This window comes from Streptomyces sp. YS-3 (assembly GCF_045257485.1).
GTDB lineage: Bacteria > Actinomycetota > Actinomycetes > Streptomycetales > Streptomycetaceae > Streptomyces.
Genome location: NZ_JBJHPC010000166.1, coordinates 1 through 12,703, shown reverse-complemented (window position 1 = coordinate 12,703; position 12,703 = coordinate 1). Strand labels below are relative to the sequence as shown.

Genomic DNA, 12,703 nt, shown 5'->3' with positions numbered 1-12,703 from the left:
GGCAGACGGCAGACGGCAGACGGCAGACGGCAGACGGCAGACGGCAGACGGCGGCGGTGTTTCACAGGCATGCGGGTACTCCATCGCGGCTCAGCCGGGGGGCCGCCACGCGGCGTCGCGTACCTCTCCAACTGCGCGAAGAGCCAGGATGCGCTGGTGCGAACCTCACCGGAACGAAACGGGTGGTGCAGGTGCTTCGGTGCGCTGATCTGTTGTGCAGCTGTGCGTGGATCTGCCGTGCAGCACAGACTTCAGGGCTGACGTGGTTCGAAACCTCGAACTACGGTCCGTTTCTCAGACTGGGATGATTGAGGTGTTGACGATGGATCGTCAATACTCTTCACAGAAGAAGTTTCGGCTACTCACTCGAAATATTTCGAACTCCCGATGAGCCGGAAAGCGAACCCTCGGCGTCGCCGTCGGCGGATGCCGCCTTGGACTGACGAGCTGTATCCGCAGATTCCCCGCGTTGTTGCGGTCGGCGCGACAGCTTGTCAGGCCCAGAGGGGATGCGCTGTTTTATGGACAGATCGGCGGTCGGCCTTGACCAAAGGGCCCCGCGTTCCTAGCTTATGGCGTCGAAGCATCCGGAGAATCCTTCGAAACATTCGAGAGTGCCTCTGTCCCTCGGCACGTCCGCTCCGCGGCGCATGCATCGGGTCACCTCACCCCCGCCCCCAAAGGAGGCCCTGTGATGTGGTTCCGCCACCCGTCCCCGGTCCGCCCAAGACGCTTACTCGCCATCCTCGCGCCCTTACTGCTCGTAGCTACCTTCCTCGGCGCCCAGTCGGCCGGAGCGGCGACCGTAGATCCCAACGCCTCGTATGTGCTGCTCAACCACAACAGCGGCAAGGCCCTGGACGTCTACAAACTGGCGACCAACGATGGCGCCCGCATCACCCAGTGGACCAGGAACGATCAGAACCAACAGCAGTGGCAGTTCGTCGACTCCGGAGGCGGCTACTACCGCATCAAGTCCCGCCACTCCGGCAAGGTGCTGGACGTCCACAACTGGTCCACCGCCAACGGCGGCCCGATCGTCCAATGGGCCGACCAGAACGCCACCAACCAGCAGTGGCGGCTGGCCGACAGCGCGGATGGCTACGTAAAGGTTCATCGGGCTCGCCCGGTGTCACCTGATCGCCTACATCCTCGGCGGGAAAGGGCAGGTACGGGACGGCGGCCAGGACAACCTCGTCCCCTGCTGGCAGGTGGGGATGAACACCGGAACACCCAGCATGCGGACCTACGAGGAGCAGGTGAACAACGCGGTTGAGACAACCACCATGGATCCGGATGCGGTCTACTACCAGGTGACGCCCCCCTACAAGGATGATGCCAGTACGATCCCCACGGACGTCACCATGAGCGCCGCGGTGCAGCGGGCAGACGGAACACAGAGTGTGCTGCCCCTCACCGGCGTCACCAACGCCAAGGGGAACATAGGGCTGCTCAACCTCGGAAACTGATCCCCAATCATGTTTGTCAAGCGGTCTGGTGGCGTGGGCTGACTACGCCGGTGCCTATCGTGCGCCGGGGCCTCTGTGGTGAAGGTGCGGTGGTCGCGTATCAGGGCCCAGAGGACGTCGAGGCGGCGGCGGGCGAGGGCGAGGATCGCCTGCTTGTGGCTCTTGCCCTCGGCTCGCTTGCGGTCGTAGAAGTTCTTCGAGGTGGGGCAGAAGCGGGCAGCGAACTGGGCGGAGAGATAGAAGACGCGCAGGAGCCGGCGGTGGTAGCGGTGCGGTCTCCGCATGTTGCCGCTGACATGTCCCGAGTCCCGCGGGACCGGAGCGAGTCCAGCGACCCCGGCGAGACGGCCCGAACTGCCGAAGACATCCATGTCACCACCGGTGCCTCGGCACGGTCTTGCCAGGGCGCCGGCGCACGGCCTCCCCCATGGCGCCGACAGCGACCGGCGCCCAGTGCGCCGGGTGCGGGGCTGGGGAAACGGCGTTCAGGGAAAGAGATACATAAAGCATTCATATAAATGTTGTATGCTCCACGCATGAGCCGTCAAGACGCCACTCCTGGCGCTTCCACTGCGATCGGGTCCGCCCTCTACGGGCTGGCCACCAGCGCTGTGCGACGCCTTCCGCGCGACATGAGCATCACGTCCGCCGCCACCCTCGCCACCCTGCACAGGACCGGCCCGCGACGCATCACCGATCTCGCCGTGAGCGAGGGTGTCACCCAGCCCGCGATGACCGTGCTGGTCCGGGTCATGGAGGAGTCCGGACTGGTCGAGCGGAGGGGCGACCCGTCCGACAGGCGGGTCACGCTGGTGTGTCTGACCGAGGCCGGCGCATCGTACGTTCAGACGCGGCGCCAGGCGGGCGTCGATGCGTTCGCGCGGCTGATCGATGAACTCGCCGACGACGAGGTCGACGCCTTGGTGGCGGCGCTTCCGGCGCTGGCGCACCTGGCAGAGCTCGAAAGCCAGGACCGCGAAGGGCCGAAGCCGTGAGCGGGCGCACCCCGGAGCACTGCGAGGCACGGCTCCTGGTCCCCGCCCTGCTGTTCATCGCCCTGGTCGTGGCGGCGGTCGCCAGCCTCGGGACGCCGCTGATCACCAGTGTGGCGACCACGTTCCACGTCTCACTCGACAGCGCACAGTGGACGCTGACCGTCGCACTGCTGAGCGGCGCCGTCGCCACACCCGTCCTCGGCCGGCTCGGAGCCGGCCCGCACCGACGGGCCACGATCCTCGCCACACTGGCGATCGTCGTCGTCGGCAGTGCGCTGACCGTGCTGCCGCTGCCGTTCGCGGGGCTGCTCATCGGCAGGGCGGCCCAAGGCGTCGGGCTTGGTCTGACGGCGCTGATGATGGGCGTGGCCCGGGACCATCTTCCCGAGGAGCGCAGCACGGCGACGATCGCCCTGATCTCGGTGGTCTCGATCATCGGCGCCGGTGTCGGCTACCCACTCACCGCACTGCTCGCCGAGGTCGGCGGCGTACGGGCTGCCTACAGCTTCGGTCTGTTCGTCACCGCTGCCGCTTTCCTGACCGCGTGGCGTTCCATACCCGCGGCTCCCGAAGGCCGCTCCGCTCACGTGACCGTTACGGGCGCGCTCGTCCTCGCGGGTGGACTGTTCCTCGTCCTGTTCCTGGCCGGCCAGCGGAGCCTGTGGAGCCGTCACCTCGCCGTGGCGGTGCTCCTCGCCGTCGTCGCCGTGCTCCTGCTGTGCCTCTGGACCGCCTCCGAGCTGCGCAGCAAGACGCCCCTGGTTGATGTCCGGGCGGTACGGCACCCGGCCGTCGCCGGAGCGAACATCGCCATGTTCGTCGGCGGGAGCGGCATGTACCTCCTGCTCACGCTCATCACGCGGTACGCGCAGACGCCCCACGGCGCCGGCTACGGCTTCGGGCTGACCACCTTCGTCGCCGGGCTGGTCCTCGTCCCGTTCTCGGTGCTGGGGTTCGTCGCCGGCAGACTCACGTCCCGGGTACGGACGCTGATCGACGCACCCGTGCTCCTGGCCGGCAGCGCCGTCATCGTCGGGGGCGGGTTCGTTCTCTTCGCCGTGGCCCGGTCGAACCTGGCCGAACTGCTCGTCGAGATGGGCGTGCTGGGCTTCGGCGTCGGCAGCTTCTCAGCCGCCATGCCCGGCGTCATCCTGGCCGTCACACCCAAGAGCGAGACGTCAAGCGCGATGAGCTTCAACTACGTCGTCCGCAGCGTCGGGTACTCCCTGGGCAGCGCGATAGGCGGCCTGGTCCTGGCCACCGACACCGGTCATCTCTTCCCCAACGACCACGCCTACACCACCGCAGCGTTGGTCGGCATCGCCGCGATGGCGGTCACCGCCCTGGCCGCCACCGCTCTCGCCCGCCAACGCCCGCCCGAGATCAACCCCACCGCAGCCACGGCCAGCGAGCCGAGCCAGGGCCGGACAAGCTGATGACCAGCTCGCCGGAAGGGCGGCGGCCCGTCGCCCTGGTCGGCGCCGAGAAGACATACGCGGCGTGTCGAGAGCCGCGCCCCACGCGCTTTCGGGGCTTGTTGTCCTGCCCACCAACGTTGTTCGCAGGCCAGTCGGAATCGCCGGCGTGGTGGCGAGACGGGCAGCCTGGAGGAGTGGCCGACCGCGACCGATGACGGCCAGGTCACCTCGGGTCTAATTCGCTGGCACGGCGGCTCGCGCGGTCGAGGGGCGCCCCCGACCGTCGATGAGCGGTCGGCTCAGTCTTCCGACCCGCTGCCGTTCGACCCGCCGCGGGCTGTCCAGGCGCTCGCGTCCTGGGCGTAGCGGGTGAGGAAGCGCGCGAACTGCATGCGGTCCGCACTGTCCCAGTGCGCGGTGATGTCCTCAAAGGCGCGACGCTGCTCAGCGGCGTAACCTCTGCGCGCCGACTCTCCCGCGTCGGTGAGTTCCAGCAGGCTACTGCGTCCGTCCTGTTGGGAGGCGACGCGGCGAAGCAAGCCCTCCGCTATGCACGCGGCGATGGCACGGCTCGCGACAGGCTGGGCGACGCCCATCTTCTCGGCAACGCCGCCTACCGTGATCCGGCCCGCTGCGTCGCCGACGACGTTCAGGACGATGTTTCGGGTCAGGTCCCCGCGCCCGGAGCCGACCCGCCGACGCAGCCGGGACAGCGCAGGCCCCACGTTGTCGAGCAGCGAGTCATCGTCGGCGGGCACAGGCGGACCTTGGCTGTTCACGCTCCAAATCTACACACAACCAATTGACATGCACCTTCATATGTATATGACTTAAGGTATCGATTGACTTAGTCCACCAGAAGCGAGGCACGACCATGAGCACCACCGCCATCACCGGCGCGCAGGTCTTCGACGGTGAGAAGCCGCTAGGCGTCACCACCGTCGTCATCCAAGGCGGCAGGATCGTCCAGGTCGGCGGCCGGCCCCCGGCCGGGGCCGAAATCGTCGAGGGGGCCGGGGCGACGCTGCTGCCGGGCCTGATCGACGCTCACGTCCACACCGATCGCAACTCCCTCGCGCTGGCCCTGAAGTTCGGCGTCACCACCGAGCTGGAGATGCAGGGCGTCAACACCCGCGACCGGCGCGGCGTGATCAGCGAGGACGACTCCGTCGCCGACGTGCGTTCCTCCGGCTTCGCTCTGACCCCGCCCGGCGGCCACCCCAGCGAGCTGTTCCCCGAGGGGTTCCACCCGGGCAAGCCCACCGGAGGCGGCCCGAGAGGCGGGCTTCGGGGCGAGCCGCCCTACCGCCCTGACGCCACCAGCCCCGAGGCCGCGGCGGCCTCCATCCCGCAGCTGATCGCGCGTGGCTCGGACTACATCAAGTTCATGATCGACGACGGCAGCGTCGAGGGGCACCCGGGCCTGCCCATGCTCGACCAGGCCACTTTGAACGCCGGCGTCGCCGCGGCGAAGAAGCACGGCGCGCTGACCGTTGCCCATGCACTGACCATCGACGCCACCCGCATGGCGATCGAAGCGGGGGTCGACGGCCTTGTCCACCTGTTCGTCGATCCCCCCACCGACGAGATCGTCACGCTGATCAAGGAGGCGGGTATGTTCGTCGTGCCTTGCACCGTGCTGAACGCCTCCATGATGGGCATCACCGGCAGTGACCTGGCAGACGACCCGCGGGTGGCCTCCCGCTTGGACGCCGACTGGGACGTCACCTTGCGCTCCTGCTTCGGACACTACCCCCAGGGCAAGCTCCAGGATGTCCTCGACAGCATCAGGGCCCTCGCCGACGCCGGGGTGGACCTGCTGGCGGGCACCGACGCTTCCCAACCGTTGCCGTTCCTGGGCGGCCTCGCCCACGGCGCCAGTGTCCACCAGGAACTGCAGTACCTCGTCCAAGCCGGTCTGACCCCGTCGGCTGCCTTGCGCGCCGGCACTGCCACGACCGCCCGCCGTTTCCATCTCTCCGACCGCGGCCGGATCGCCGAGGGCCTGCGCGCCGACCTGCTCCTGGTTGACGGCGACCCCACCACCACCATCACCGACACCCTCAACACTCGCGCGGTGTGGCGCCGCGGCACTCGTCTCGCTGCCTGAGCACCGTCAGATCCAGGGAGCCCGGCCGCGCAGGGCCGGGCTCTGTCCGTTCCCGTCCCGCTGTCGAGGGCGTCAGTGTGGCGGCTGCTGACCGGCAGGCTCGGATGGAGTCTCCAGCGGCCCGAGCGGCGGGCGGTCGAGCGGGACGACTCCGAGATCGCCTGCTGGGTCGCGCACAAGTGGCCGCGCATCAAAAAAGGGCAGTGAACATACGTGCCTGGACCGTCGCCCTCGACGAATCAGGAGTTTCCCTGCTCCCGCAGAGCCGCCGCACCTACGCGCCCCGAGGACGGACCCCGCTCCTGCGGCATGCCGGGTGAGCGAGTGGTGCTGGTCCGGGACGGCTTGTCTGCCCACTGAAGCCGGGCGAAGCGGGCGTAGGTCGCCTAACAGGACTGGCTCACCCTCGATCGGCTACCCGCCTACGCGCCCGAGCTCAACCCGGTGGAACTGCTGTGGTCATCGCTCAAGAAACGTGAACTCGCCAACCTTGTCGGCGACCACCTCGCGGACGTCGCGGATGCCACCGAACAAGGCATCCACCGCATCAACACCAACCCACAACTCCCGTGGTCATTCCTCACCGACACCGGACTCACCCTCCACCCGCCACACCCACCGACGGAAGGACCAGTCCTGTCCGTATGCCTCGTCTGCGGTCACCCAGGCTGCCGGGAGGCCGGACGCCAGGCAGCGGCGGACCGTGGCTTTGGCCAGCTCACCTTTGGTGGCAAACCCCCGGTCATCGGGGGCCTTGGCCGCCCGGCACGCCGGCCAGGTCGGCGGTTCATCCCGTGGGGTCGCCCAGGTCAGTCAGAATGTCTTGGAGGGTGTGCTCGAAGAGGGGCTCGGGGTTGGTCAAGGCGAAGTTGAGGTGACCGAAGGCTTCGACGGCGACCGCGCCGAAGAGCCGGGCCCAGCAGGCGACGAAGACGTAGATGACCTCCAGCGGGACGTCTTCGCCTTCCAAGTGCTCGCGCACCTCTTCGAGTTGGGCGATCCACTCGCCGTCGAGGTTCGCGGGCGGCCGAATGCCGCCGCGGTGCCACAGCTGCACCATCAGCTCCAGGATGACGCCGCCGAAGCGCCAGCCGGGGTCGTGGGAGGCGTTGCCGGGTGCGGTGTCGGCGTCCGTGAGCGGCTTCGCGAACAGCAGGCCGAACTCGCGGGGATGCATGAGAGCCCAGTGACGCAGCTCCCGGCAGACCGCCCTCATCCGCTGCCCCGGCTCCGAGGCGGGGTGCTCATCGCGCGCGGTGGCCAGGGTGGTGGCCAGTTCGTCGTAGAGGCGGGAGGTCAGTGCCTGGATCAGCTCGTGGTGGCTGGCGTAGTAGCGGTAGAGGCCGGGCGCCGTCATACCCATCTGGCGGGCGATGGCCCGCAGGGTGACGGCTGCCGTCCCCTGCTCGACGAGCAGCTGCCGCGCGGTGCGCTGGATTTCGTCGAGTGCGTGCTCGCGGGGCCGGTGACGGCGCCTGGGGCTGGCTGGGCTGGTCACGGTGGCCTTTCGCGGCGTACGGGAGGAGTGGGGAGTGATGCTGCAGAGCTGACCCCGGTTGACAAAGTGAACACCTATAACTTTAGCTTGCCCGCAAGTAAACGGTGTTAGCAAGTGTTTGTCGGGGCTCAACTCCAGGCAAAGCGGCTGTCGGTGACGTCCGCCACCCTGGCAGAGCCTCACATGGATCGGGGGTCTCATGAAGTACGGCATCGTCTTGACCTATGCCGTCACGCCGCGCTGGCTGGCGCTGTCCCGCGCCGAGCGCAATCAGATGCGTACCGCGCACATCGAGCCGGTCTTCACCGCGTACGCGGACCGCGTCACGGCCCGGTTCTTCGACGCCGAGGCGTTCCACACCCGTATGACCGACTTCGCCGTGCTGGAGACAGAAGACCTGCGCGCCTACTACTTCCTCATCGAGGAACTGCGCGACTCACCGCTGATCAGCCAGGGCTACCTGGCCTTTAGCGAGATCTTCCTCGGGGTCCAGGACGGCTTCCAGGAGTACGAGCGCACGCGCGCCGACGCGGCCCGGCGACTCCGCACGGCGCCGCACAGGCGAGGCACACAACGAATGGGCAGCGGCCATGCTGGGCGCGCTGGAGACCGAACCAGACGATGCGGTGCCGTCGGGGTTGGTGTCCCCGCTGACCGTGCCCGGCGGCTCGGAAGTCAGGAAGCTCATGACCGCCGAGAACCGAGTTCGGCTGGGACGACGAACCGTAGGCCCCTGCGCGTGCTGCCCGGCGATCACCGCCGGGCAGCACGCCCGAGCCCGGCGCGGCCCACCCCGCCGTGGGCCTTCCAGGACACCCGCCGCTGGCGCCCCGGGCCCTGCGTCCATTCACAGTCGTGTGTCGCAACGGTGAGATGCGGGTCACATCCGGGGCGCCAGTGTCACAGTCCGAGGCGGACATCCCTCTCAGGATTGACCGCAACCGCCGCAGCAGGAGAAACGCACAACGTCCGACACCCTGCGGGATACCTGGGGCGGCGGAGACAGCAACGCGGTCTTCCCCCGGGTCGAGAGGGCCCCCACAGGAGAGTTGGATGCTCAAACAACGTTTGGTGCGCGTCCTGGTCGGGACGCTGATCGCCGTCGCACCGGTTGCGACCGCCCAGGTGGCAATACCCGCAGCAGATTTCTGGAAACGGATCGCGTAGGTTTACGCGTGCTGTGATGCTCCATGGGTAGGCGGGATAGGCACTGCTCGGCGCTTCGGAAGTGAGGCGGGTCCGTGGATACTGCTGCCCCAAGCGAGGGCCAGGAGCCGCTTGTCGACCTTCCGGTCAGGGCCGGCGCCGTGTTCGAGGGCAGTGCGCAGATCGCCGAGGCCCGCGACATGGCCCGCGACTTCCTTACCTCCGTGCAGGCCGTGCACGGCCTGCCGGTGTCAGCCCGGGCGATGGGCATCCGGCAGTTGGTGGCGAGCGAGCTGGTCACCAATGCCCGCAAATACGCGCCCGGCCCGAGCCTGCTGGACCTGGAAATCTGTGACGGCGCCGTTCAGATCAGCGTGTGGGACAGCAGCACCACACTCCCCTCCATCCAGGCAGCCGACCCGCAACGCATCGGCCAGGACGGCCTGGAAATCGCCATGGCCGTGTCCCAGACCTTCTGCGTGCACCGCCAACCGGTCGGCAAACCCATCACCGCAGTCATCGAACTGGCCGACGACCCCGGCGAAGACCCCCGGCCGACAGCCCTCCTGACCACGCCGGCCGGACCGACCATGCTGGACGATCCACTCCGCCGACGGCGGGAGCCGCTCCCGGCCGCGGCGCTCCTCGGACCGCAGGGGGGCCACTGAGCGGCTGCCGCCACCCCGCCCTGAATACGACGGGCTCCCCAACGGCGCGCCAGAGCGCCCGCACAGCCGCGTGTACGGGCCGCTCATACAGGTCCCGCCCGCCGGGGCCCAGGCCAGGATCTGCCAAGAATCACCGCCACCTGGTGAACGGCTGGGGGCCACCCGTCGGTGAATACGCTGAGCGGTGCAGCGCATTGCCACGCTCACTCCCGGGTGACGGTCCGCGGCATCGCCGGCCGGCTCGCCTTTGATGGGCTCACTATCGGGCTGCATGGAAAGGACCACCCTGGTGAGCCGACTCTGGCGTGGCTGGCGCCGCAGAGCAGTTACCTCCTCCCTCGCCGCGACGGCCCTTCTGGGCCCCACAACGGCCTTATCCGTGGCACAGAGCCGGGAAGCCACGACGACCACGCAAGCCGGACGACACATCCGCCACCTCCTCCCGGCCCACGGCGCTCCCACCTCGTTTCAGGGGACCGCCACCTGGAAGAACTTCGACCTCGACGCCTGCGGCTGGGCCAGCAACGACAACGAAATGGTCGCGGCAGTCAGCCCAGCCGTGTTCGCCGGGGGCGGGGCGTGCGGCCGAACATTGGCGGTCGTCGGCTCGTCCGGGCAGTCCGTCAAAGTACAGGTGGTCGACCAGAGCATGGGCGGCCCAGGTGATAACGACCTGGAACTTTCACCGGCAGCGTTCCAGGCCATCGGCGCACCGCTGGAGATGAAACGAGCGTCCGTAACCTGGTCGTACAGCGCAGGCTGACCCGCTACACGCCACCGGCCCCGGGCACAGCTAACGCCGAGGCTTACAGCGCGATCTACGCTGCGGGGCCCCAGAGTCTGGTTGCACCGGTACATGTGCCCTTCGGGTACTAGCGTGGGGGGCTCCCGAAGTCGAGAACAACGACCTGACCGCCACCACTCCCGCGCTCATCGACCCACGACGTCGGCAACTCGTGAACAATGCCCCATACGCGTTGCCGGCCCCCTCTGAACCGCATCATCGGCCGGGGGCGACCTTCAGCCCCGCGCTACGCGTGCCACGTGCGTCTGCGCGCTCTCGCTGCGCGTAGCGTGCAGGCACCGTCTCAGACGGCACGCCGGGCCCGCGGCCACTTCGCACGTACGCGGCCAGGCCCATCCCGCAGACCAACTCCGTGGGCGGCATGGCGCGGTCAGTGATCTGATCGCCATTCCCCACCGCATACGCTTCGGCGGCTGGAGCCAGCTCCTGGAAGGGGTTCCTGACGGGCCATGTTGCGGCACCAGCTCGACCGCCTGCGGGACGCCTGCCCAGTCCAGTCGCCGTCGCCGGTCGGGAGCAGCCGCGGTACCTCCGGTAAAGCACACCCCCCAGAGGGCTTCGAGAGACCAGGCTGACCGAACGTCTTCGCGACCATCGCATTGTCCCGCGTTCCGCTACCGCCGGTGTCGGAACCGAAGGCGGCGGTAGCGGTAGCGGTGAAGTAGCAGGCAAACTGCTCCGCTTGTCCTGCCCCCTCCGGCTCCGGGCCTATGCGACGAGGTCGAGTACACTGACCTCAGCGAGGTCTCCTGCGAAGACGTATGGGAGCAGACCTGGGGGCTCTGACGCACCACCGCCGCCCAGGCAGTTCTGCTTGGAACAGCTCAGCGTTAGCCGGGTAGGCCCCATGCCGGATGCTCCGTGCCACTGCGTGGACCGATGCCTACTCGGCGCGAGCGCGCTCAACTTTGTCGCCCTGCCCTGGTGGGGGTTCGCTGCACGGCTCTCATTTCTCGCTGCCATCGGTCTCTTGCTTCTTGGGCCAGGTGATGTCATCCGGCTGGAAGGAACCCAACAGGCCGCCGAGTCCCGCTCTGCGCGTGACGTTCTGGTCCGTCGGGCGTGTGTCCTGCACGTGAATCGGGACGCGTTGGTCATTACGCAGACGAACGGTAGTCAACGGGCCACTCAGCGTGAAACTGTCGATCCGGACGGACAGGTAGCTTTCGATCCCCCGGACGATCTGCTCGCTCGTGGGATGAGAGGTGAGGCTGTGAATGGAGTCCCATAGGGGATTCTGGCCGCTGGCACGGAGGGTGTGCGGGTTGCCCGGCTCGAACCTCTCCATTTCGCTGCCGTCGACCAGGCGATGAACAACCGTCATACCGTTTGCGGCGAAATACAGGACCGTCTCTGTCCCCTCCGAAAGTTTGGCAAGGATAGCCTCCTTGTGCCCTTCGGGCTCGCCGATGGCTTCGTGGCAGAATGCCCATGTCTCGATTTGGCCGGCGCGCAAGACGACGCCAGAGTCGCCAGGGAAAGTATCGCGCGCCTGCTGCAGGGTCAGATGCTCAGCTTCGTCCTGACTTGCTCCGTAGGCGGTAAGGACCTCAGCGACTGTCCGGTCTCGCGTAATGCTCAGACATACGACGTCTTCGCGTGCCCACCAGAGGTCTCCCGTACTCAATGGTTTCTCCCAGTCAGATTTGGGTGCAAGCCGCAGGTTGCAAAGCAGCCATGCCCGGGTATCTCCGGGCATGGCCAGCCCCACAACAAGCCGCCCCGCTATCGAGGTCTCCGTCGTCCGGTCACCACACGTCGATGGACCAGACGTCGCCCGCGTGGGGCCCGTCTGGATCAGGGTCTCCTGAGCCGTACGGGTCAGGGTCGACGATCACGTGAATGCGGGCAGTGGATCCGGATACGCGGTAACGGTCCATGTCTCGTGACGTGTTGTCCTTGTCACGTTCGATCGTGTGGCCCAAGGCCATGACAGCGGCCTGTAGTTCCTTCAAGGTGACTCGGGGTGCGAATTCCCCGTACTCCCGCGTGAGCGGTGGCGGCACGGTGTTCGGCGACTGGTCGAACAGCAGTCGCGCAACTTTAACTCCGAAGCCGAAGCAGGACATCTCTGTCTGCTTCCCTGGCTTCTCCGGTGAGAAGTTTATTTCTACGAGGCCATAGTCCCGCCGCATCAGGCCGCCATTGGGAACGTCGAGGAAGGTCTCCCCCAAAGCGGCTTCCCAGCCGACAGGACCAGTGCCGAGGCCAGCTCCGAGTACATCGCCGCGGGTGGCGACGTGGGCGCAGAAGTCCACAGCGGACACCCGCCGACCTCCCTCAGCTATGCAAATCGAGCATCCTGAACGATAACAAACATCGCCATCGACCTGGTGATGCAGCCGCTTCGGCTGAGACCGATGCTGTTGATGCCGGTACGCCCGGCTCGGGGACGTGGGGGCCGGGGTTATTTGGCGCCCGATTGGACCGACGAAGGTCCGGAAGAGGGGGCGCAGCTCGCCGATCAAGCCATTGTCGGCGAGCCGCTGTTGGAAGCAGCAAACCAGGGTCGGCTCTGGCGGCTAGATTCGGTGCATGCCGTTATCCGCGCGTAGGCCTCCGGCTCGTCCCCCGTCCCAGCCGCCGCCGCCGCC

General features: G+C 67.6%; 13 protein-coding genes and 2 pseudogenes. 9 read left to right on the top strand and 6 right to left on the bottom strand.

Features of this window, described 5'->3' with window-relative positions:
• Positions 1 to 694 precede the first annotated feature (694 nt).
• Positions 695 to 1,114: pseudogene (locus ACJA3G_RS16160) on the top strand (RICIN domain-containing protein); the annotation flags it as partial.
• Between the two features lies 1 nt (position 1,115).
• A complete protein-coding gene (locus tag ACJA3G_RS16155) occupies positions 1,116 to 1,469 on the top strand; it encodes a DNA/RNA non-specific endonuclease (RefSeq protein ID WP_406553680.1) in 354 nt (117 codons plus the stop codon).
• Positions 1,470 to 1,531: 62 nt separating this feature from the next.
• On the opposite strand, the pseudogene ACJA3G_RS16150 reads toward ACJA3G_RS16155, so the two are convergent.
• Positions 1,532 to 1,852, bottom strand: a pseudogene (locus ACJA3G_RS16150) (transposase); the annotation flags it as partial.
• Between the two features lie 153 nt (positions 1,853 to 2,005).
• Here ACJA3G_RS16150 and ACJA3G_RS16145 point away from each other — a divergent pair.
• Positions 2,006 to 2,464: a MarR family winged helix-turn-helix transcriptional regulator gene (locus ACJA3G_RS16145; RefSeq protein ID WP_406553676.1), complete on the top strand. Its 459-nt coding sequence runs from the start codon at positions 2,006 to 2,008 to the stop codon at positions 2,462 to 2,464.
• On the top strand, positions 2,461 to 3,900 hold the full coding sequence (locus ACJA3G_RS16140) for an MFS transporter (protein WP_406553675.1): 1,440 nt from the start codon (positions 2,461 to 2,463) through the stop codon (positions 3,898 to 3,900). The genes ACJA3G_RS16145 and ACJA3G_RS16140 overlap by 4 nt, the downstream gene beginning before the upstream one ends.
• 281 nt (positions 3,901 to 4,181) lie before the next feature.
• On the opposite strand, the gene ACJA3G_RS16135 is transcribed toward ACJA3G_RS16140, so the two are convergent.
• A complete protein-coding gene (locus ACJA3G_RS16135; RefSeq protein ID WP_406553674.1) occupies positions 4,182 to 4,661 on the bottom strand; it encodes a MarR family winged helix-turn-helix transcriptional regulator in 480 nt (159 codons plus the stop codon).
• Between the two features lie 95 nt (positions 4,662 to 4,756).
• On the opposite strand from ACJA3G_RS16135, the gene ACJA3G_RS16130 reads away from it, so the two are divergent.
• Both ACJA3G_RS16130 and ACJA3G_RS16125 read left to right on the top strand, forming a co-directional pair.
• On the top strand, positions 4,757 to 5,992 hold the full coding sequence (locus ACJA3G_RS16130) for an amidohydrolase family protein (RefSeq protein ID WP_406553673.1): 1,236 nt from the start codon (positions 4,757 to 4,759) through the stop codon (positions 5,990 to 5,992).
• Positions 5,993 to 6,034: 42 nt separating this feature from the next.
• Positions 6,035 to 6,199: a winged helix-turn-helix domain-containing protein gene (locus ACJA3G_RS16125; protein WP_406553679.1), complete on the top strand. Its 165-nt coding sequence runs from the start codon at positions 6,035 to 6,037 to the stop codon at positions 6,197 to 6,199.
• Positions 6,200 to 6,565: 366 nt separating this feature from the next.
• Here ACJA3G_RS16125 and ACJA3G_RS16120 read toward each other — a convergent pair whose 3' ends face one another.
• On the bottom strand, positions 6,566 to 6,805 hold the full coding sequence (locus tag ACJA3G_RS16120; RefSeq protein WP_406553678.1) for a transposase: 240 nt from the start codon (positions 6,803 to 6,805) through the stop codon (positions 6,566 to 6,568).
• Positions 6,780 to 7,490: a TetR/AcrR family transcriptional regulator gene (locus ACJA3G_RS16115; protein ID WP_406553672.1), complete on the bottom strand. Its 711-nt coding sequence runs from the start codon at positions 7,488 to 7,490 to the stop codon at positions 6,780 to 6,782. The genes ACJA3G_RS16120 and ACJA3G_RS16115 overlap by 26 nt, the downstream gene beginning before the upstream one ends.
• Before the next feature lie 199 nt (positions 7,491 to 7,689).
• Here ACJA3G_RS16115 and ACJA3G_RS16110 point away from each other — a divergent pair, with 199 nt between their 5' ends.
• The 3 genes from ACJA3G_RS16110 to ACJA3G_RS16100 all read left to right on the top strand — a co-directional run bounded on the left by ACJA3G_RS16110 (position 7,690) and on the right by ACJA3G_RS16100 (position 10,067).
• On the top strand, positions 7,690 to 8,586 hold the full coding sequence (locus ACJA3G_RS16110) for a darcynin family protein (RefSeq protein WP_406553671.1): 897 nt from the start codon (positions 7,690 to 7,692) through the stop codon (positions 8,584 to 8,586).
• Positions 8,587 to 8,836: 250 nt separating this feature from the next.
• Positions 8,837 to 9,304, top strand: a complete 468-nt coding sequence (locus ACJA3G_RS16105; RefSeq protein WP_406553677.1) for an ATP-binding protein — start codon at positions 8,837 to 8,839, stop codon at positions 9,302 to 9,304.
• 379 nt (positions 9,305 to 9,683) lie between these two features.
• Positions 9,684 to 10,067: an RlpA-like double-psi beta-barrel domain-containing protein gene (locus ACJA3G_RS16100; protein WP_406553670.1), complete on the top strand. Its 384-nt coding sequence runs from the start codon at positions 9,684 to 9,686 to the stop codon at positions 10,065 to 10,067.
• Positions 10,068 to 11,055: 988 nt separating this feature from the next.
• On the opposite strand, the gene ACJA3G_RS16095 is transcribed toward ACJA3G_RS16100, so the two are convergent.
• Both ACJA3G_RS16095 and ACJA3G_RS16090 read right to left on the bottom strand, forming a co-directional pair.
• Entirely contained in the window at positions 11,056 to 11,820 is a 765-nt protein-coding gene (locus tag ACJA3G_RS16095; protein WP_406553669.1) for a DUF6461 domain-containing protein, read from the bottom strand.
• Between the two features lie 37 nt (positions 11,821 to 11,857).
• Positions 11,858 to 12,376 (bottom strand): hypothetical protein, encoded by a 519-nt coding sequence (locus tag ACJA3G_RS16090; RefSeq protein ID WP_406553668.1) that lies wholly within the window; start codon positions 12,374 to 12,376, stop codon positions 11,858 to 11,860.
• Positions 12,377 to 12,703: the final 327 nt, after the last annotated feature.